This window comes from Blastococcus sp. TML/M2B, assembly GCF_016612865.1.
Classification (GTDB): Bacteria; Actinomycetota; Actinomycetes; order Mycobacteriales; family Geodermatophilaceae; genus Blastococcus.
Genome location: NZ_JAENZZ010000001.1, coordinates 1,008,189 through 1,026,974 on the forward strand (window position 1 = coordinate 1,008,189; position 18,786 = coordinate 1,026,974).

Below are 18,786 nucleotides of genomic sequence, written 5' to 3' on the forward strand. Positions count from 1 at the left end.
GTTTCTCCGCGCTGGTCGGCGGGCACCCTCCCCGTCGACCGGAGGAGGTCGTCGTGGACACCTGGCTGATCATCGTGATCGTCGTCGTCGCAGTCCTGCTGCTGGCGCTGCTCGCCCTGACCCTGAGCAAGCGCTCCCGGATCTCCCGCGCCCGCAAGCGCGAGCAGGCCCGCGAGCACCTGCAGGAGGCGCAGATCCGCGGTGCCCGCGCGGAGAAGGAGCAGGCGCTCGCCGAGGAGCAGGCCGCCGGTGCCCGGCGCCAGCTGGCCGAGGCGCAGGAGCGCGCCGCGCTCGCCGAGAAGGAGGCCCGCGAGCGCGCGGCGCGCGCCGACGAGGACCGGACGGCCGCCGAGCAGCTGCGCGCCCGCGCGCAGAAGGCGGCGCCCGACCTGGTGCGCGACGGGCAGACCCGGCAGATGCCGCAGGTCGACGACGCGGGCCGGCACGCCGCCACCCAGCCCGACGGCCAGGCCGTCGACGGCACGGCTCCCGACGAGACCGGGACCGGCGGCGCCACCCGCCGCTGAGTTCCGGCCCTGCCGGCGGTCTGCCCTCCCGACGACCACCGACGCCGGGAGGGCACCATGACAGATCTGCTCGCGATCGGCACGCGCAAGGGGCTGTGGCTGGCCCTCAGCGAGGACGACCGGCGCACCTGGACCCTGGGGGAGCCGCACCTGCTCGCGCAGGAGGTGGCAGCGGTCGGCATCGACACCCGCCGGGACCGGCCCCGGGTGCTGGCCGGCATCCAGTACGGCCACTGGGGCCCCTCGGTGGTGCGCTCCGACGACCTCGGCGCCACCTGGCAGGAGACCGACGAGGGCGCCGTCCGCTTCCCGGCGGACACCGGCGCGGCGCTGGCACGGGTGTGGCAGCTCCGACCGGACAGCGCCGACCGCCCCGACGTCGTCTGGGCCGGCTGCGAGCCGCACTCGCTGTGGCGCAGCACCGACGGGGGCTGCACCTTCGACCTGGTCCGCGGCCTCTGGGACCACCCCCACCGGCCCACCTGGGAGCCCGGCGCGGGCGGCGGCGCGGTGCACACGGTGCTGCCCGATCCCGGGTCGGACCGGGTGACGGTGGCGATGAGCGGCGGCGGCGTCTACGTCAGCGAGGACGGCGGCGGGGGCTGGGAGCCGCGCAACCGCGGGATCAGCGCGGTCTTCCTCCCGGAGCCCGCGCCGGAGTACGGCCAGTGCGTGCACAAGGTCGCCGCCGACGCCGGCGACCCCGGCCGGATGTACGCGCAGAACCACTTCGGCGTCTTCCGCACCGATGACGCCGGGCGGTCGTGGACCTCGATCGCCGACGGGCTGCCGGCCGACTTCGGCTTCCCGGTCGCCGCCTCGCCGAGGACGCCGGGCACCGCCTGGGTCGTGCCGCTCGTGGCCGACATGGAGCGGGTGCCGCCCGCGGGGCGGCTGCGGGTGCACCGGACCCGCGACGTGGGGGCGACGTGGACGGAGTCCGCCGCGGGCCTGCCCGACGCCGCGTGGACCGCGGTGCTGCGGGACGCCTTCTGCGTCGACGAGGGCGACCCGACCGGCGTGTACGTCGGCACCCGAGACGGCTGCGTCTACGCCAGCCGTGACGAGGGGGAGACCTTCGAGCTGGTCGTCGACCACCTGCCCGACGTGCTCGCGGTGCGCGCCGCGCGGCTGGCATGACGGTGCAGGTGGTGCTGCCCGGGGTGCTGGCCGACCTGGCCGGCGGGGCGAAGCACCTCGACGTCGAGCCGGCCGGCGGCACGCTGGGCGGGCTGCTCGACGTGCTGGCCGCGGAGCACCCGGCGCTGGGCCGGCGGATCCGGGACGAGACCGGTCAGGTGCGCCGGTTCGTGCGGGTCTTCGTGGACGGCGAGGACGTCCGCTGGCAGGGCGGGCTGGCCGCGGCCGTGCCCGACGGCGCCGTCGTCCAGGTGTTGCCCTCGATCGCCGGCGGGTGAGCCCGGCTCATCGGGTCAGAGCGCGGCGAGCTCCGCGCAGGTCTCGCACAGCTGCTGGTCGTCGTAGCCCTCCGGCGGCCACGGCTGCTGCTCGTCGATGGAGACGTAGGCGCCGCACAGCGCCTTGCGGCTCTGCCCGCTGACCCGGCCGATGGTGGCGTGCGCCGGGCCGATCTGGCGCGGCTGGAGCCCGCCCACGCCGAAGGAGCCGACCATCACGACCGCGTGTGCGGTGCCGTACGCGTAGACGCTGGTCATGCCGCCAGGGTCCGAGCCCCGGCAGTCCGGGGCCAGCACCGCCGGGTGCGTGTTCGGCGCAGGCGTCACTCGCGCCCCGCGCGTCGCTGCGGCTACCGGGGGCCGAGCGCGGCGGCCAGGGCGGCGCGGACCTCCGCGGTCTCGGCCGCGCCGGCCGGCAGCTGCGGCAGCCGCATGGCCGGCCCGGGGATCAGGCCGAGCAGGGACAGCGCCAGCTTCGAGCGCAGCGCGCCGTTGCCCGTGCCGGAGATCAGGTCGATCACCGGGAGCACGGACCGGAAGACCTCGCGGGCCCGCTCCGGCTCGCCGGCCTCCGCGAGCGCGATCACCTCGGCGAGCTGCCGGCCGACCAGGTGCCCCGCCATGCTCACCATGCCCACCGCGCCGACGGACAGGAACGGCAGCAGCAGGCCGTCGTCCCCGCAGTACCAGGCCAACCCGGTCTCAGGGATCAGCCGGAGGGCGGCGGCCGGGTCCCCGGTCGCGTCCTTGACTGCGGTGATCCGCGGGTGCGCGGCGAGCCGGCGCAGCGAGTCCGCGCTCAGCCGCAGGCCGGTCCGCGCGGGGACGTCGTAGAGCATCACCGGCAGCTCGGAGGCGTCCGCGACGGCGGTGAGGTGCGCGAGGACGCCGTCCTGCGACGGGCGCGAGTAGTAGGGGGTGACCGCCAGCAGGCCGTCGGCGCCGGCGTCGGCCGCCGCGCGCGCCAGGCCGGTCGCGTGCCGGGTGTCGTACGAGCCGGCGCCGGCCAGCACCACCGCGCGCCCGGCGACCGCGTCGACGACGACCCGCACCAGGTCCGCCTTCTCGCGGTCGGAGGTGGTCGGCGCCTCGCCGGTCGTGCCGTTGAGCACCAGGCCGTCGTGCCCGGCGTCGACCAGGTGGACGGCGAGCCGCGCGGCGGCGTCCAGATCCACGGCGCCGTCGTCGGTCATGGGCGTGACCACCGCCGTCAGCAGCGCACCGAACGGCCGGGCGGGGGAGACGGGCATGGCCGGGAAATCTACGGGGCGGGAGCCGGCCGACCGCCCGCCGGGAGCGTGTGACCTGGGACTCAGAACCGTCGGCGGGGTCGGTTATCTTCTCCGCAGCCTCCGCCTGGGGGCGTGACCCGACCCCCGGGGGTGGCTGTGCAGTCCGCGCTCTACGACGCCGAGCACGAGGCGTTCCGCGCCATGCTGCGGGAGTTCCTCGCCAAGGAGGTCGTCCCGCACCACGCCGCGTGGGAGGAGGCCGGCGTCGTCGACCGGTCGGTCTGGCTCAAGGCCGGCGAGCAGGGGCTGCTCGGCATGGACGTGCCCGAGGAGTACGGCGGCGGCGGGGTGACGGACTTCCGCTACAACGCGATCCTCACCGCCGAGATCGGGCGGGTGGGGGCGAGCGGCCTGGGCTTCACGCTGCAGAACGACGTCGTCGCCCCCTATCTGATCGGCCTCACCACCGAGGAGCAGAAGCGGCGCTGGCTGCCCGGCCTCGTCAGCGGCGCGATCATCACCGCGATCGCCATGACCGAGCCCGGTGCCGGCTCCGACCTCCAGGGCCTCACGACCTCGGCGCGCCGGGACGGCGAGGAGTGGGTGCTCAACGGGTCAAAGACCTTCATCACCAACGGCATCAACGCCGACCTCGTGATCGTCGTCGCCCGCACCGACCCCGAGGCCGGCGCCCGCGGCTTCTCGCTGCTCGTCGTCGAGCGGGGGATGCCCGGCTTCGAGCGCGGGCGCAACCTGGACAAGGTCGGCCTCAAGGCGCAGGACACCGCCGAGCTGTTCTTCGAGGACGTCCGCGTCCCGGCCGCCAACCTGCTCGGCACCGAGGGGCACGGCTTCTTCCACCTCATGGAGAACCTGCCGCAGGAGCGGTTGTCGATCGCCGCGGGCGCCGTCGCCTCGGCCCGGTCGGTGCTGGACCTGACCGTCGCGTACTGCAAGGAGCGCACCGCCTTCGGCAAGCCGATCGGGGCGTTCCAGAACACCCGCTTCGAGCTCGCCGAGATGCACACCGAGGTCTCCGTCGCCGAGACCTACCTGGAGAAGGCGATCCTCGAGCACAACGCCCGCCGGTTCACCGCCGAGGACGCCGCCATGGCCAAGTGGTGGACGACCGAGCTGCAGAAGCGCGTCATCGACCGGTGCGTGCAGCTGCACGGCGGCTACGGCTACATGCTCGAGTACCCGGTCGCCAAGGCGTTCGTCGACTCGCGCATCCAGACGATCTACGGCGGCACGACCGAGATCATGAAGGAGATCATCGGGCGCTCCCTCGGTGTCTGAGCGGTCGACCGGTCCCCGTCCCGCCCGCTCGTCGCACCGCCCCGGAGGCCCGCAGTGAGCACCCCCGACCAGGTCGAGCCGACCGTCCGCACCGAGCGGACCGGGCACGTCCTGCTCGTCACGATCAACCGGCCGGCGGCCCGCAACGCCCTCGACCTGGACGTCGCCATCCGGCTCGCCGACGCCCTCGACACCGCCGAGGCCGACCCGGGGATCCGCTGCCTCGTGCTCACCGGAGCGGGCGACCAGGCGTTCTCCGCCGGGGCCGACCTCAAGGCCCTGGCCCGGGGGGAGCGGGCGATCGTGCCCGGTCGCGAGCACTATGGGTTCGCCGGCGTCGTGCGCCACCCGACGAGCACGCCGGTCATCGCCGCGGTCAACGGCGCGGCGCTGGGCGGCGGCACCGAGTTGGCGCTCGCCGCCGACCTCGTCGTCGCCGCGGAGCACGCCACGTTCGGGGTGCCGGAGGTCACGCGCGGCCTGCTCGCCGCCGCCGGCGGGGTGTTCCGGCTGCCCGAGCAGCTGCCGCGCAAGGTCGCGATGCGCCTGGTCCTCACCGGCGAGCCGATGAGCGCTGCGGAGGCGCTGCGCTGGGGGCTGGTGAACGAGGTGGTGCCGGCCGCCGACGTGGTGCCGACGGCGCTGCGGCTGGCCGAGGTGATCGCGTCCAACGCCCCGCTGGCGGTGCAGGCCAGCAAGCGGCTGGCGCTGGGCATCGTCGACGGCGACCGGCCCGCCGAGTCCGCCCCGTGGGACCGCTCGGGCGCGGAGATGGGCCGGCTGCTCGCCTCCGCCGACGCTGCCGAGGGCATCGCGGCGTTCGCGGAGAAGCGTCCCCCGCGGTGGACGGCCGGCTGAGCGCCCGGCCGTTTCGCCGTCGCGGGGGTGAGCGGCGGCCGGCGCGGGCAGGTACCCCCGCATGAGCACCGCCGCCCCGCGCCTGCCCGACGCCCTGCAGGCGCTCCGCGACCTCCTGGCGGAGGCGCCGCTGCACCTCGACGTCGCCGGCCGGGACGAGGCGCGCCGCTCGGCCCGCGCCGTCGTCGACCAGGTCGACGACTACCTGCTCCCGCGGCTGCGCGACCTCGACGCCCCCCTGCTGGCGGTCGTCGGCGGCTCCACCGGCGCCGGTAAGTCCACCCTGGTCAACAGCCTGCTGGGCGTCCCCGTGACCACCGCCGGCGTGCTGCGCCCGACCACCCGCGCGCCCGTGCTGGTCTGCGCACCGACGGACCGGGACGCCTTCGCCGGTGACCGCGTGCTGCCGGGCCTGGCCCGCAGCACCGGGGAGGGCGAGGTCACCGGCGGGCTGCGGCTCGTGGTCAGCGACGCGCTGCCACCCGGGCTGGCCGTGCTCGACGCCCCCGACGTCGACTCGGTGGTGGAGACCAACCGCGAGCTGGCCGGCCAGCTCCTCGCCGCCGCCGACCTCTGGCTGTTCGTCACCACCGCCGCGCGGTACGCCGACGCCGTCCCGTGGGAGCTGCTGCGCACCGCTCAGGAGCGCGGCACCGCGCTGGCCGTCGTCCTGGACCGGGTGCCGCCGGAGGCCGCCCGGGAGATCGCCGACGACCTCGGCGGGATGCTGCGCAGGGCGGGCCTCGAGGCGGCCCGGCTGTTCGTCGTCGAGGAGCGCCCGCTGGAGGGCGGCTTCCTGCCCGAGGACCAGGTCGCGCCGCTGCGCGCCTGGCTGCACGGCCTGGCCGCGGACCAGGAGCAGCGCGCCGCCGTCGTCCGGCAGACCCTCGCCGGCGCGCTGGACAGCCTGGCCGCCCGGGTCGAGGGGGTGGCCGGGCAGGTCCGGGCCCAGGAGGACGCGGCGGAGGCGCTGCGGGCGGCGGCCGACGCCGCCTACGCCCGCGCCTGCACGAGCGTCTCCGACGGCGTGGCCAGCGGGGCGCTGCTGCGCGGGGAGGTGCTGGCCCGCTGGCAGGAGTTCGTCGGCACCGGCGAGTGGATGCGCACGCTGCAGGGCCACGTCGGCCGGCTGCGCGACCGGATCACGGCCTCGCTCACCGGTCGCCCGGCCGCCGGCGCCGGGCTGCAGCAGGCGCTGGAGTCCGGCGTCGAGACGCTGCTGCGCGACGCCGCCGAGGAGGCCGCCGAGCGCACGGTCACCGCCTGGCGTGGTACGCCCGGGGGCCCCGGCCTGATCGCGGACCGGCACCGCGAGCTGGAGACCGCCTCGGCGGAGTTCGCCGAGGCGGCGTCGGCGGAGGTGCGCGACTGGCAGGGCGGGGTGCTGGACCTGGTGCGCAGCGAGGGCGCCGGCAAGCGGACCCGCGCCCGCACGCTCTCCTGGGGCGTCAACGGCGCCGGGGCCGTCGTCATGATGGCGGTGTTCGCCTCCACGGGCGGGCTGACCGGCGGCGAGGTCGCGGTCGCCGGCGGGACGACGGCGCTGGGCCAGCGGGTGCTGGAGGCGGTGTTCGGCGACGCCGCGGTGCGGTCGCTGGCCGCCCGGGCCCGCGCGGACCTGGAGCAGCGCGCCGACCGGCTGCTCACCGACGAGCGCGGCCGCTTCGACGCGCTGGTCGACGCCGCGGCGCCACCCGAGGGGGCCGTCGAGGCGCTGCGGGCCGCCTTCGCGGAGCTCACCGCGGCGCGTGGGGACCGGCGATGAGGCGGCGGGACCGCGGCGAGCTGCCGCTGGGGGACCGGCTGGCCGCGCTCCGGGAGGCGGTCGAGGTCGCCGAGGGGCGGCTGGAGGTCCCGGACGTCGCCCGCGCGCGGACGCTGCTGGCCAAGGCCGGTGCGCGGGAAGCGCTCGGGGACGCCACCGTCGTCGCGCTGGCCGGCGCCACCGGCAGCGGCAAGTCCACGATGTTCAACGAGCTCTCCGGTGCCGAGGTGAGCACGCCCGGCGTCCGGCGGCCGACCACCGGGGTCGCGCACGCCTCGGTCTGGGGCGAGGCCGGCGCCGACCGGCTGCTCGACTGGCTCGAGGTGCCCCGCCGCCACCGCGTCGCCGGCACCCCGGAGCTCGACGGCCTGGTGCTGCTCGACCTGCCCGATCACGACAGCGTCCGGCTGGAGCACCGGCTCGAGGTGGACCGGCTGGTCGAGCTCGTCGACGTGCTGGTGTGGGTGCTGGACCCGCAGAAGTACGCCGACCAGGCGGTGCACGGCCGCTACCTGGCGCCGATGGCCGGGCACGCCGGCGTGCTCGTCGTCGTCCTCAACCAGATCGACCGGCTCGACGAGCAGGCGGCCGCGGCCTGCCTGGCCGACCTGCGCCGGCTGCTGGACGCCGAGGGTCTGGCCGACGCCCCGGTGATCGCCACCTCGGCGCGCACCGGCGCGGGCCTGGCCGAGCTGCGCGCCGAGCTGGCCCGCCGGGTCTCCGCCCGGCGGGCGGCGTCCGAGCGGCTCACCGCCGACGTGCGGGCCACCGCCGCCGCGCTGGCCGCCCACTGCCCGGACGGCGACGCCGGGGCGGGCTCCGGTCGCGCGGCCGAGACCGAGCTGACCGGAGCCCTGGCGGGGGCCGCCGGGGTGCCGGTGGTGGCGGCGGCGGTGGAGCGCTCCGCCGTCCGCGACGGCGCGGCGCGCACCGGCTGGCCGCTGCTGCGCTGGGTCCGGCGGCTGCGCCCCGATCCGCTGGAGCGGCTGCACCTGGGCGACGAGCGGGCCCGGTCCTCCCTGCCGGTGGCCGGGGCCGTGCAGCAGGCGGCGATGACCGCCGCGCTGCGCCGGGTCCGGACGACGGCCGGCGAGGGGCTGCCGCAGGCCTGGCGGGACGAGCTGCGGCGCACCGCCGATCGTTCGGAGTCCGGGCTGGCCGACCGGCTCGACCGGGCGGTCACCGGCACCGACCTCGGCCCGACCCGCGTCCCGGTGTGGCAGCGGGCGGTGGGCGGGCTGCAGTGGGCGCTGCTGGCCTGCGCCCTGGTCGGCGCCCTCTGGTTGCTGGGACTCGCCGTCCTGGGCTGGCTGCAGCTCGACGACGTGCTGCCGCTGCCCCGGGTGGAGGGCATCCCGATGCCGACCCTGCTGCTGGTCGCCGGCCTGCTCAGCGGGGCGCTGCTCGCGGCCCTCGCCCGGCCGTTCGTCCATGCCGGGGCCCGACGGCGACGGCGCCGGGCCGAGCAGCGGCTCACCGCGCGGGTGGGCGAGGTGGCCCGGGCGGAGGTGCTGGAGCCGCTGGAGGGGACCGTCGAGGACGCGCGCGCCTTCTGCGCCGCCGTGGCCCGCGCGGGCAGCTAGGGGACCAGCTCGGCCGCGGCGATCATCCGGCTGAGCGTCTCGGTCCAGGCGGCCTGCACCTCGGCGGGCTGGTCCTCGACGACGGCGCGGATCCCGCCGTCGTCGAGGTCGCCCGGCCCGGGTGACCGCCTCGAAGCCGAGGCGGAACAGCAGGTCGGTGATCGTCGAGGGGCTCAGTCCGGCATCCGCGAGGGGCTGCAGGATCCATGCGCGCGGGTCCACGTCGGGCATTCGTGCCGGACCGCGCTCCCGGATGCAGGGGATCCGAGACCGGAGGGGCTCCAGCACTGTGCTTCAGATCGGGCCGACGGGGCCGAAGGACCAGAGGTGACCATCCCCGGCGCGGAGCCGAGAACCTCCGCACGCAGCGGCCTGCTGGCCGGCATCCCCCGCGGTGCCCGGCTGGACGAGCAGCACTTCCGGAGCCGGCACCGGATCATCTCCGCCGTCCTGGCGGCGCACCCGCCGGCCCTGGCCGCGATCGGCCTGGCCCGCGGGGTCGGCGGCTGGCTGCTGTGGGGCCAGCTGGCCGCGATCGTGGTGCTGCTCGTCCTCGGCTGGACGCTGCGCTCGCAGGTCGCCCGCGCCGCCGTCGTCGGCCTCGGCCTGATGATCGGCGCCGACGTGCTCGTGCACGTCACCGGCGGCCTCACCGACATGCACATCTGGTTCTACGCGCTGCTGGCCCTCGTGGCGCTCTACCAGATGTGGACCCCGTTCCTGCTGTCCGTCGGCTTCGTCGCGGTGCACCACGCCGCGATGAGCTACTGGATGCCGGAGTCGGTGTTCTCCACCCACGAGGCGCAGCACAACCCGCTCGGGTTCGCGCTGCTGCACGCGGTCTTCCTGCTCGCCGAGGCGACGTTCCTCGCCTACGGCTGGAAGTTCACCGAGGACGCCGACCGCGGCCGGCGGGCCGAGCAGCGGCGCGCCGAGGAGCAGACCCTCGCGCAGGCCGCCGCCCAGGCCGAGCTGGAGCGGGAGCGCGCCCGGGCCGCCGAGGCCGCGGCCGCCGACCTCGCCGCGCGGCAGCAGCGGGCCGAGCTGATGACCACCCGGGTGGCCGGGCTGGTCGACGCCGGCCGCCGGCTGGACGGCAACGTGGGGACGGCGACATCGGTCATGGCCGGCCTGCGCGCGGCGATCGCCGAGATCGCGGCGGCGGCGAGCTCGGCGACCGCGACCGCCCACGAGGCCAGCGAGGGGTCGCGGCGCAGCGCGGGGACCGTCGAGCGGCTCGCGACGACGATGGCCGAGATCGACCAGATCGCGGGCAGCATCTCCGCCATCGCCGACCAGACGAACCTGCTGGCGCTCAACGCCACCATCGAGGCGGCCCGCGCCGGCGAGACGGGCAAGGGCTTCGCCGTCGTCGCCGGGGAGGTCAAGGACCTGGCGGCGGAGACCGCGCGGGCGACCGAGCGCATCCGCCGGGTCGTCGACGCCGTACGCGGTGACGTCGATGCGGCCGGGGCCTCGCTCGTCGGTGTGCAGGAGGTCATCCAGGGCGTCGTCGAGGCGCAGACGACCATCGCCGCCGCCGTCGAGGAGCAGAGCGCCTCCACGGCGCAGGCCCAGGAGGCGATCGTCGGCGCCTCGCAGGAGGCCAGCCGCATGGCCGCTGACCTGCAGCGCATCGTCGACGGCGTGCGTTCCGGGGACGGGCAGGCCTGACGGTCACCCGCCGCAGGTCGCCGTCGGGATCGGTTGTGCCCCGTATTACTGTCCGCCCGTGATCCGCCGCAAGCTGTTGCCGCCACTCGTCGCCGTGCTCGCTCTCCCCGGCCTCGCCGCCTGCGGGGCGGACTCCTCGGGCGACGTGGCCGGCGGCTCCGCGCAGGCTGCGGAGGCGACCCCCGCCCCGGCCCAGCCGGTCACCTGGGAGTAGGTCGGCACCCCCGACGAGTGCGAGTGCAGCGACGGCACCGAGTTCCACTACTGGGTGCACGAGGGCGACGCGAGCAAGGTCGCGTTCGTCCTCGAGGGCGGGGGCGCGTGCTTCAGCGGCGCCACCTGCGGGCCCGACGACCCCACCTCCACGGTGAACCTGGCCGACCAGACCTCCGAGGGGCCGATCGCCCAGGGGCTGATGGACCTGGAGAACCCGGACAACCCGGCACAACCCGCTGGCCGGCTACAGCGTCGTCTTCGTGCCGTACTGCACCGGCGACCTGCACCTGGGCGACAAGATCCAGGACTACGGCGACGGCGTCGTCGTCGAGCACAAGGGGCGGGTCAACGCCACGACCGCCCTGGAGGGCATGGCCGAGGCGTTCCCCGACGCCGAGGAGGTGGTCGTCGTGGGCTTCAGCGCCGGCTCGGCGGGCGCGCCGCTGTACGGCGGCCTGGCCCACGACCTGCTGCCCGACGCCGAGATCTCGGTGCTCGCCGACGCGTCCGGCGCCTACCCCGGGGACGAGCTGATCACCAGCGCCATCGGCGGGCTGTGGGGCATCTTCGACGACCTGCCCGAGTGGCCCGAGAGCGCCGGCCAGCCGCAGTCGGCCTGGTCGCTGCCGGGCCTGTTCGTGCAGTCCGGGCGGCACGTCCCCGGCATCCGGTTCGCGACGATCGACACCGCCGAGGACCGCGTGCAGCGCGACTTCACCGAGCTGATCGGCTTCGGCAGCACGCCGCTGCTGGAGCTGATCGACACCAACGCCGCGTTCGTGGCCGCCAGCGGCATCGACGTCAGCACCTGGGTCGGGCCGGGGAGGCAGCACGTCAGCACCGCCGACGACGACGTCCTCTACGGCAGCGAGGTCGACGGCACGGCGCTGGTGGACTGGGTCCGCGACTTCCTCGCCGGCGACGAGGTCCCCGACGTCCGCTGCGCCGACTGCAGCTGACCGCCCCGCGCCCCCGCGACGATCAGGGAACCTGATCCCCGAGCGTCCTCCCTCACCGTGCACCGTAAGGGAGGACGCTCGACGATCAGGTCAGCTGATCGTCGCGCCGCGTCGGCGACCGGTCGGCGCGGCTCGCTCTGGGACGATGGGCGGGTGGCCGCGACCGGCCGCACCGAGACCGGCTCGCTCCGCGGGCCCGACCCGAGCGCTGCTCGCCAGGAGTGACCTGATGTCCCGCCGTACCGCCTCCCGGGCGCTGCTCGCCGTCGCCGCCGCCGTCTCCCTGGTCGCCTGCGGCGACTCCGACGACGGGTCCGACGCCGCGGCGAGCAGCTCCGCCGAGCCGACGCAGCAGGCCTGCGAGTCGCGCCCGGCGACCGAGGAGCCGCTCGAGGGCGTCTCCGCCGACCTGGCCGAGCGGCCGGAGGTGCCCGGGACCGATGCCGCCCCGCCCTGCGACCTGGTGATCAGCGACATCGTCGTCGGCACCGGCGCGGTCGCCGAGACCGGCGGCACGGCGGCGGTGAAGTACGTCGGCGCCTTCTACGAGACCGGTGAGGAGTTCGACTCGTCCTGGTCCCGGTCGGCCGACGAGACGATCCCGGTGCCCCTCGGCGGCGGCCGGGTCATCCCCGGCTTCGAGCAGGGCATCGAGGGCATGCAGGTCGGCGGGCGTCGGGTGGTCACCATCCCGAGCGACCTGGGCTACGGCGACGCGGGCCGCGCACCGATCCCCGGCGGCGCCACCCTCGTGTTCGTGCTCGACCTCGTCGAGGTCAGCCCCTGATGCGCAGCCGTGCCGCGCTGGTCCCCGCCGTCGTCCTGGCGCTGGCCGCGACCGCCTGCGGGCACGCGGACGGCGAGGTCGGCGTCATCGCCACGGTGACGCCCTCCAGCAGCAGTGCCGCCCCGACGACGGCGGCGGTCGCGCCCATCGACGCGGGGGCCGAGCTCAACGAGCGGGGCAACATCGTGAAGGCGGTCGGCGAGCCGGGTGGGATCCGCCGGACGGCCGATCCGGAGGCGCCGACGGTGCTGACTTTCACCGTCGAGGACATGGTCATCAACCCGGAGTGCGACAGCGGGTTCGAGCTGGCCCCCGCGACGGCCAACTACCTGGGCATCCGCATGCGGGTGGAGACGACGCCGGACTACGACCCGCGCCAGCTGCGCACGATCTCCGAGTACGACTTCGCGATCCTCGACGCCGACGGCACGCCGCTGCCCGACGTGATCGGCAACGGGCAGGTCTGCTTCGGCGAGGAGGACGAGCTCTCGCACCGCCGGTTCGGCCCGGGCCTCGCGTACGAGGGGTGGGTCGTGCTGGACATGCCGATCCGCACCGGCACGCTGGTCTACCAGCCGGCCGACCAGCCCAACGGGTGGGAGTGGGCGTTCTGACCGTCGGGTGACCGCAGGTCGGCCGAGGGCTCCGCCGCCGGGTCGTCCGCCGGTTCCCAGGCGGCGGTCGACCGCCGGCCCAGGGCGATGATCACGGCCGTCTCGGCCGCCAGGCCGAGCACGGAGACCCAAATCCAGGCCATGCGTCGCCTCCGGGTGCAGGGCCGGCTCGGCCCGGGATGTGCTGCCGGCGCCCCGTCGCGCAGCGGAGCCGATGGTGCCGGTCCCAGGGGCGGGCGGGCTCCTCCGCCGGGGATGAGCCGCACCGGGTACCGCTCAGCCCAGCCGGTGGGCGGCGACGGCCGCGACGGTGCCGAGCGTGTTCGTCGCGAGGTGTAGGAGGGCCGGGGCCACCAGGCTGCCGCTGCGCAGCCGGAGCCAGCTGAACAGGGCCCCCGCGCACGCGGTGAAGGCGCAGACGCCCACCACCAGCAGTGCGCGCAGCCAGGCGGAGTCGCCCAGGTCGTTGGCCGCGAGGCCGCTGAGGGTGGGCCGGACGTGCCAGGCCCCGAAGACGACCGCGGCCACGGCCACCGCCCGGCCGACCGGCAGCACCCGGACGAGCGCGGCCAGCAGGACGCCCCGGAAGGCGACCTCCTCCCACAGCACCGTCCCGAGCGGGATGCGGACGAGGAGCTCACCGGCGAGGTCTGCGCCGTCCCGGCCGGCGGCGCGGGCGTCCGCGAGCAGCGGCCGGAGGACCGGGACGACGACGGCGACGGCGAGCCCGACCGCCACGAGGCCGAACGCGGCGCCACCCCACCGGAGCCCGGCCGCCACCCGGTGCCGGGACAGCCCGAGCGCCGCCCACGACAGGCCGCTCCACCGCGCCACCGCCAGCAGGACGGCGCTCGCGGCGAGGTTCACCGGCACGTAGGCCGCCGACGGCACCCGGCCGACGAGGACCCCGTTCCACACCGGCAGCAGCACGACCAGGGCGGCCGCGAACGCCCGGTCCGTCGTCGACGGGACGTGCGCGGCCGACGGTCGGCGCGCGGCGCGGGTCACCCGCGCAGGCTCCACCCCGGGAGCGGGGACGGCGTCGCCCCCGGCGGACGAGCCCGGCCTAGCCGACGGGCCGCAGCGCCTCGCGGGTCAGGGAGGCGATCGACGGGTAGCCGTTGACCGCCATCGTCAGGTCGATCTCCGCCAGCAGGCAGCGCAGCACGTGCTCGATGCCCTCCTGGCCGCCGACGGCGAGGCCGTAGGCGTAGGGCCGCCCCACCGCGACCGCCCGGGCGCCCAGGGCCAGGGCCTTGACGACGTCGGGCCCCCCGCGGACCCCGCTGTCGAAGATGACCGGCGCATCGCCCGCGGCGTCCACGACGTCGGGCAGGCAGTCCAGCGCCGGGAGCCCGCCGTTGGCCTGCCGGCCGCCGTGGTTGGAGCAGTAGATGCCGTCGACGCCGGCGTCGATCGCGCGGCGGGCGTCGTCGGGGGAGCAGATCCCCTTGAGCAGGATCGGCAGCGTGGTGAGCGACCGCAGCCAGCCCAGGTCGTCCCAGCTCAGGCTCTGGTTGCCGAAGATCGAGGCCCAGTGGCCGACGGCGCCCTGCGGGTCCTCCTCCGGCGGCGCGGCCAGCCGGGAGCGGAACACCGGGTCGGAGGTGTAGTTGGCCAGGCACAGGCCGGTCAGCTGAGGGAAGCTCGCGATCGTCAGGTCGCGGGGCCGCCAACCGAGCGTGAGCGTGTCCAGCGTGATGACGATGGCGGTGAAGCCGGCGGCCTCGGCCCGCCGGACCAGGCTCTCGGTGAGCTCGCGGTCGTTCGGCGGGTAGAGCTGGAACCAGCCGGGGGTGTCCCCGAGCGCTGCGGCGACGTCCTCCATCGGGTCCTGCATGAGCGTGGAGGCGATCATGGGGACGCCGGTGGTCGCGGCGGCACGGGCCGTGGTCAGGTCGCCGTGGCCCTCGGGCTCGCAGATGCCGATCACGCCGACCGGGGCGAGCATCAGCGGGCTCGGGAGCTGCTGGCCGAACAGCTCGACGCCCAGCTCGCGCTGGGCGGCGCCGGAGAGCATGCGGGGCATGAGCCCCCACCGCTCGAAGGCGTGCACGTTGATGCGCTGGGTGTGCTCGTTGCCCGCACCCCCGGCGACGTAGGACCAGACCTCCTCGGTCATGGCGGCCTCCGCGGCGCGCTCGAGGGCGCCGTACTCCATGGGCAGCGACGGCTTCTGGCCGACCAGCCCGTTGAAGTAGATCCCGAACTGCCAGTCGCCGTGGTTGGCCACGTGCACTCCTCGTGGGTCGGGCCGGCGCGCGGGGAGCCCACCGATCGGGCGCATCGTAGGCAGCGGTGCCGACGAGGGACCGGTCGTCGCGTTCCGAGCCGCGGCTGACCCCCTTGACGGCGTGACCTGAACCACATTTCATTTCCGGGCATGACCGTCGACGACAGGTTCGCCGAGTTCCGCGAGCAGCAGGCCGAGCGGGAGGACCTGGGTACCTGGAACGAGATCGTCACGGGGCCCGTGTCGGACTGGGCGACGGACTTCTCGCACACGGAGCCGGAGTACGCGCAGCGCGCGATCGAGATCTGGGCGGACCTCCCCGAGCGGTGCCCGATCGCGCGCACCGAGCGGTTCGGCGGCGCCTGGCTGCCGACCCGGTACGAGGACGTCCAGGCGATCGCCTACGACACCGAGCACTTCAGCTCCCGGGCCATCATCGCCGGCAACTACCGCCCGCCGCTGGACATCGCACCGGTCGGCGGTGAGCCGCCCATCTCCTCGGACCCGCCGTTCCACCACGACGCCCGCAAGCTGCTGCTGCCGGCGTTCACCAAGGCGAACGTCGCGAAGCAGGCGGTCACGACCGAGGCCTTCTGCCACTCGCTGATCGACGGCTTCGCGGGGCGGGACGTCGTCGACGCCGCCACCGAGTACGGCATGCACATCCCGATCCGCGTGATCGCCGACATGCTCGGCTTCCCGGCCGAGGACAGTGACCGGTTCAAGCACTTCGTCGAGGACGCCCTCGAGGGCATCAACACCCCGCTCGAGGAGCGCGAGGCGCAGCCCGACCAGCTCTTCGACTACCTCCTCGCGCAGATCCAGGACCACCTGGACAACCCGCGCGAGGACCTCACCACGTACCTGCTCAACGCCGAGCTGTACGGCCAGAAGCTGGAGCCGCAGCACGTCGCCGGCACGATGGCGCTGCTGCTCATCGCCGGCATCGACACCACCTGGAGCGCGATCGGGGCCTCGCTCTGGCACCTCGCCCAGCACCCGGAGGACCGGCGCCGGATGGTCGAGGAGCCGGCCGTGCGGGCGACGGCCGTGGAGGAGTTCCTGCGCGCCTACGCGCCGGTCACCATGGCCCGGCTGGTGAAGGAGGACATCGCGTTCGGCGGCGTCGAGATGAAGGCCGAGGACTGGGTGCTGCTGCCCTTCCCGGCCGCCAACCGCGACCCCGAGCGCTTCGAGCGCGCCGACGAGGTGCTCATCGACCGCGAGGTGAACCGGCACGCGGCATTCGGGCTCGGCATCCACCGCTGCGTCGGGTCGCACCTCGCCCGCATGGAGCTGCGGATCGCCCTCGACGTCTGGATGGACCGCATCCCCGACTTCGAGCTCGCGGACCCGGCGGCCGTGCGCTGGTCGACCGGGCAGATCCGGGGGCCGCGGAGCCTCCCGCTCCGGCTGCGCTGAGCCCACCTACGTCGCGCCCCAGGCCCTTGACATTGTGAACTGAATCACATGTCATTTCGCCATGGGGCGCACGGTGGGGGCGAACGCGGAGGACACCCGGCGGCGCCTGCTGCGCGCTGCCGCTGACGTCTTCGCCGCCCGCGGCTACGACGGCACCCGCGTGGCCGACATCGCCAGGGCGGCGGGGCTGAGCAACGGCGCGCTGTACTGCTCACTTCGCCTCCCGGGCCGAGCTGCTCATCGGCGCGCTGCGCACGCACGGGCGCCGGCCGCTGGAGGAGCTGGTGGCCCGGTTCCCGACCCGGTCGGTGGCCGACCTGCTCCTCCAGACCGGCGCGGCGCTGCGCCGGCGACCGGACCCCGACGGCTTCCTCGCCGTCGAGGCGCTGATCGCCGCCCGGCACCACGGCGAGGTGGCGACGGCGCTGCGCGACTACATCCGCGAGCGCGCCGACTGGCTGGCCTCCCTGGTCCGCGACGGCCAGGCCCGCGGGGAGCTGGACCCCGCTCTGTCGCCCCAGGCGGTCGCGCACTTCTGCCTGGCCCTGGCCGCCGGCACCACGCTGATCGGCCCCGACCTGCACGACGTCGGCGACGAGGAGTGGACCGAAATCCTCATCCGCGTCGTCAGCTGCCTGGACCCCGTCCGCACCGGAGAAGAGATCGGAACCCACGCATGAGAGTCAGCATCGATTCCGCGACGTGCCAGGGGCACGGCCGCTGCTACGACCTCGCCCCCGACCTGTTCGGCGAGGACGAGGAGGGCTACGCCACGCTCACCGCCCTGACCGCGGACGGCGAGGTGCCCGCCGGCCGGGAGGGCGACGTGCGGCTGGCCGCCGCCAACTGCCCGGAGTCCGCGGTGCTCGTCCACGAGGAGGCGCGGCTGTGACCGTCGACGACAGGTTCACCGAGGAGGCCAGGCAGCAGCGCATCGCCGAGTCCCAGCTCGGCACGGTCAACGAGATCATCACCGGCCCGGTGAAGGACTGGACCACGGACTTCTCGCACTTCGAGGAGGAGTACGCGGAGAACGCGATCCAGATCTGGGACGACCTGCGCGGCCGCTGCCCCGTGGCGCACACCGAGCGGTTCGGCGGTGCCTGGCTGCCGACGCGCTACGAGGACGTGCAGGCGATCGCGTACGACACCGAGCACTTCACGTCGCGGGCGATCATCATCAGCAACGTCCGGCCGCCGCTGGACATCGCGCCGGTGGGCTTCGCCCCGCCGATCTCGTCGGACCCGCCGTTCCACCACGACGCGCGCAAGCTGCTGCTGCCGGCGTTCACCAAGGCGAACGTGGCCAAGCAGGCGGTGACGACCGAGGCCTTCTGCCACTCGCTGATCGACGGCTTCGCCGGCCGGGACGTCGTCGACGCGGCGACCGAGTACGGCATGTACATCCCCATGCGGGTCATCGCCGACATGCTCGGCTTCCCCCAGGAGGACACGGAGAAGTTCACCCGCTTCGTCGAGAACGTGCTCGAGGGGGCGAACGACCCGATCGAGGAGCGCCAGGAGAGGGGCATGGCGCTCTCCAACTACCTGTTCGAGCAGGTCCGCGACCACATCGACAACCCGCGCGACGACCTGACCACCTACCTGCTCAACGCCGAGCTGTACGGCCAGAAGCTCGAGCCGCAGCACGTGGTGGGCACGATGACGCTGCTGCTCATCGCCGGCATCGACACGACGTGGAGCGCCATCGGCGCCTCGCTGTGGCACCTCGCGAAGAACCCCGAGGACCGCAAGCGCCTGGTCGAGGACCGGTCGCTGCGGCCGAAGGCGGTCGAGGAGTTCCTCCGGGCCTACGCGCCGGTGACCATGGCCCGCCTGGTCAAGGAGGACGTCGAGCTCGGCGGCGTGCAGATGAAGAAGGAGGACTGGGTCCTGCTGCCGTTCCCGGCCGCCAACCGCGACCCGGAGCGCTTCGAGCGGGCCGACGAGGTGGTCATCGACCGCGAGGTGAACCGGCACGCGGCCTTCGGGCTGGGCATCCACCGCTGCGTGGGTTCGCACCTGGCGCGGATGGAGCTGACGGTGGCGCTGGACGTCTGGCTGGACCGCGTCCCGGAGTTCAGCCTCGAGGACCCGGCCGCCGTCCGGTGGTCGGCGGGCCAGATCCGCGGGCCCCGGGCCCTGCCGCTGCGCATCGGCTGACGGCTCGTCCCTCGCCCGGAGGGGACGCTCACGTGG

At 75.2% G+C, this 18,786-nt stretch carries 20 protein-coding genes and 1 pseudogene; 17 read left to right on the forward strand and 4 right to left on the reverse strand.

Annotated elements, in window-relative coordinates:
• The first annotated feature begins 53 nt into the window (after positions 1-53).
• The 3 genes from JKP75_RS04920 to JKP75_RS04930 are packed head-to-tail and all read left to right on the forward strand — an operon-like array spanning position 54 to position 1,945.
• Positions 54-527: a hypothetical protein gene (locus tag JKP75_RS04920; RefSeq protein ID WP_200492330.1), complete on the forward strand. Its 474-nt coding sequence runs from the start codon at positions 54-56 to the stop codon at positions 525-527.
• Positions 528-584: 57 nt separating this feature from the next.
• Positions 585-1,667, forward strand: coding sequence for a sialidase family protein (locus JKP75_RS04925; protein WP_200492328.1), 1,083 nt, complete (start codon positions 585-587; stop codon positions 1,665-1,667).
• The gene (locus JKP75_RS04930) at positions 1,664-1,945 is read left to right on the forward strand and encodes a MoaD/ThiS family protein (RefSeq protein WP_200492326.1); all 282 of its coding nucleotides are present in this window, start codon (positions 1,664-1,666) and stop codon (positions 1,943-1,945) included. The genes JKP75_RS04925 and JKP75_RS04930 overlap by 4 nt, the downstream gene beginning before the upstream one ends.
• Positions 1,946-1,960: 15 nt before the next feature.
• Here the strand turns inward: JKP75_RS04930 and JKP75_RS04935 are convergent, their stop codons facing one another.
• Both JKP75_RS04935 and dapA read right to left on the reverse strand, forming a co-directional pair.
• Complete coding sequence (locus JKP75_RS04935; RefSeq protein ID WP_200492324.1) at positions 1,961-2,203, reverse strand: hypothetical protein; 243 nt, start codon at positions 2,201-2,203, stop codon at positions 1,961-1,963.
• A gap of 92 nt (positions 2,204-2,295) precedes the next feature.
• Positions 2,296-3,195 (reverse strand): 4-hydroxy-tetrahydrodipicolinate synthase, encoded by a 900-nt coding sequence (gene dapA, locus JKP75_RS04940; protein WP_200492818.1) that lies wholly within the window; start codon positions 3,193-3,195, stop codon positions 2,296-2,298.
• 114 nt (positions 3,196-3,309) lie between these two features.
• On the opposite strand from dapA, the gene JKP75_RS04945 reads away from it, so the two are divergent.
• The 9 genes from JKP75_RS04945 (at position 3,310) to JKP75_RS04985 (ending at position 12,932) form a co-directional block, all read left to right on the forward strand.
• Positions 3,310-4,476: an acyl-CoA dehydrogenase family protein gene (locus tag JKP75_RS04945; RefSeq protein ID WP_309229517.1), complete on the forward strand. Its 1,167-nt coding sequence runs from the start codon at positions 3,310-3,312 to the stop codon at positions 4,474-4,476.
• A 54-nt stretch (positions 4,477-4,530) separates the two neighbouring features.
• A complete protein-coding gene (locus JKP75_RS04950; RefSeq protein WP_200492322.1) occupies positions 4,531-5,334 on the forward strand; it encodes a crotonase/enoyl-CoA hydratase family protein in 804 nt (267 codons plus the stop codon).
• 61 nt (positions 5,335-5,395) lie between these two features.
• Positions 5,396-7,099: an ABC transporter gene (locus tag JKP75_RS04955; protein WP_200492320.1), complete on the forward strand. Its 1,704-nt coding sequence runs from the start codon at positions 5,396-5,398 to the stop codon at positions 7,097-7,099.
• Positions 7,096-8,682: a GTPase gene (locus JKP75_RS23325; protein WP_200492318.1), complete on the forward strand. Its 1,587-nt coding sequence runs from the start codon at positions 7,096-7,098 to the stop codon at positions 8,680-8,682. The genes JKP75_RS04955 and JKP75_RS23325 overlap by 4 nt, the downstream gene beginning before the upstream one ends.
• Positions 8,683-9,009: 327 nt before the next feature.
• Positions 9,010-10,356 carry a methyl-accepting chemotaxis protein gene (locus JKP75_RS04965; RefSeq protein WP_309229518.1) on the forward strand — a complete coding sequence of 449 codons (1,347 nt, stop codon included), beginning with the start codon at positions 9,010-9,012 and terminating at the stop codon, positions 10,354-10,356.
• 58 nt (positions 10,357-10,414) lie between these two features.
• The gene (locus tag JKP75_RS04970) at positions 10,415-10,570 is read left to right on the forward strand and encodes a hypothetical protein (protein ID WP_200492308.1); all 156 of its coding nucleotides are present in this window, start codon (positions 10,415-10,417) and stop codon (positions 10,568-10,570) included.
• Positions 10,571-10,832: 262 nt separating this feature from the next.
• Positions 10,833-11,531, forward strand: coding sequence for a hypothetical protein (locus JKP75_RS04975; RefSeq protein WP_200492819.1), 699 nt, complete (start codon positions 10,833-10,835; stop codon positions 11,529-11,531).
• A gap of 229 nt (positions 11,532-11,760) precedes the next feature.
• Positions 11,761-12,318: an FKBP-type peptidyl-prolyl cis-trans isomerase gene (locus JKP75_RS04980; protein ID WP_200492306.1), complete on the forward strand. Its 558-nt coding sequence runs from the start codon at positions 11,761-11,763 to the stop codon at positions 12,316-12,318.
• The gene (locus JKP75_RS04985; protein ID WP_200492305.1) at positions 12,318-12,932 is read left to right on the forward strand and encodes a hypothetical protein; all 615 of its coding nucleotides are present in this window, start codon (positions 12,318-12,320) and stop codon (positions 12,930-12,932) included. Before JKP75_RS04980 ends, JKP75_RS04985 begins: the two co-directional genes overlap by 1 nt.
• Before the next feature lie 276 nt (positions 12,933-13,208).
• On the opposite strand, the gene JKP75_RS04990 is transcribed toward JKP75_RS04985, so the two are convergent.
• Positions 13,209-13,940: a CPBP family intramembrane glutamic endopeptidase gene (locus tag JKP75_RS04990; RefSeq protein ID WP_200492820.1), complete on the reverse strand. Its 732-nt coding sequence runs from the start codon at positions 13,938-13,940 to the stop codon at positions 13,209-13,211.
• A gap of 58 nt (positions 13,941-13,998) precedes the next feature.
• Complete coding sequence (locus JKP75_RS04995; RefSeq protein WP_309229519.1) at positions 13,999-15,165, reverse strand: lactate 2-monooxygenase; 1,167 nt, start codon at positions 15,163-15,165, stop codon at positions 13,999-14,001.
• 150 nt (positions 15,166-15,315) lie between these two features.
• Between JKP75_RS04995 and JKP75_RS05000 the strand changes: the two genes are divergently transcribed.
• The 5 genes and pseudogenes from JKP75_RS05000 (at position 15,316) to JKP75_RS05020 (ending at position 18,750) form a co-directional block, all read left to right on the forward strand.
• On the forward strand, positions 15,316-16,587 hold the full coding sequence (locus JKP75_RS05000; RefSeq protein WP_200492301.1) for a cytochrome P450: 1,272 nt from the start codon (positions 15,316-15,318) through the stop codon (positions 16,585-16,587).
• Positions 16,588-16,648: 61 nt separating this feature from the next.
• Positions 16,649-16,747: pseudogene (locus JKP75_RS24360) on the forward strand (hypothetical protein); the annotation flags it as partial.
• Between the two features lie 124 nt (positions 16,748-16,871).
• Entirely contained in the window at positions 16,872-17,267 is a 396-nt protein-coding gene (locus JKP75_RS05010) for a TetR/AcrR family transcriptional regulator C-terminal ligand-binding domain-containing protein (protein ID WP_200492821.1), read from the forward strand.
• Positions 17,264-17,479 (forward strand): ferredoxin, encoded by a 216-nt coding sequence (locus JKP75_RS05015; protein WP_200492299.1) that lies wholly within the window; start codon positions 17,264-17,266, stop codon positions 17,477-17,479. The genes JKP75_RS05010 and JKP75_RS05015 overlap by 4 nt, the downstream gene beginning before the upstream one ends.
• On the forward strand, positions 17,476-18,750 hold the full coding sequence (locus JKP75_RS05020; protein ID WP_200492297.1) for a cytochrome P450: 1,275 nt from the start codon (positions 17,476-17,478) through the stop codon (positions 18,748-18,750). Before JKP75_RS05015 ends, JKP75_RS05020 begins: the two co-directional genes overlap by 4 nt.
• Positions 18,751-18,786: the final 36 nt, after the last annotated feature.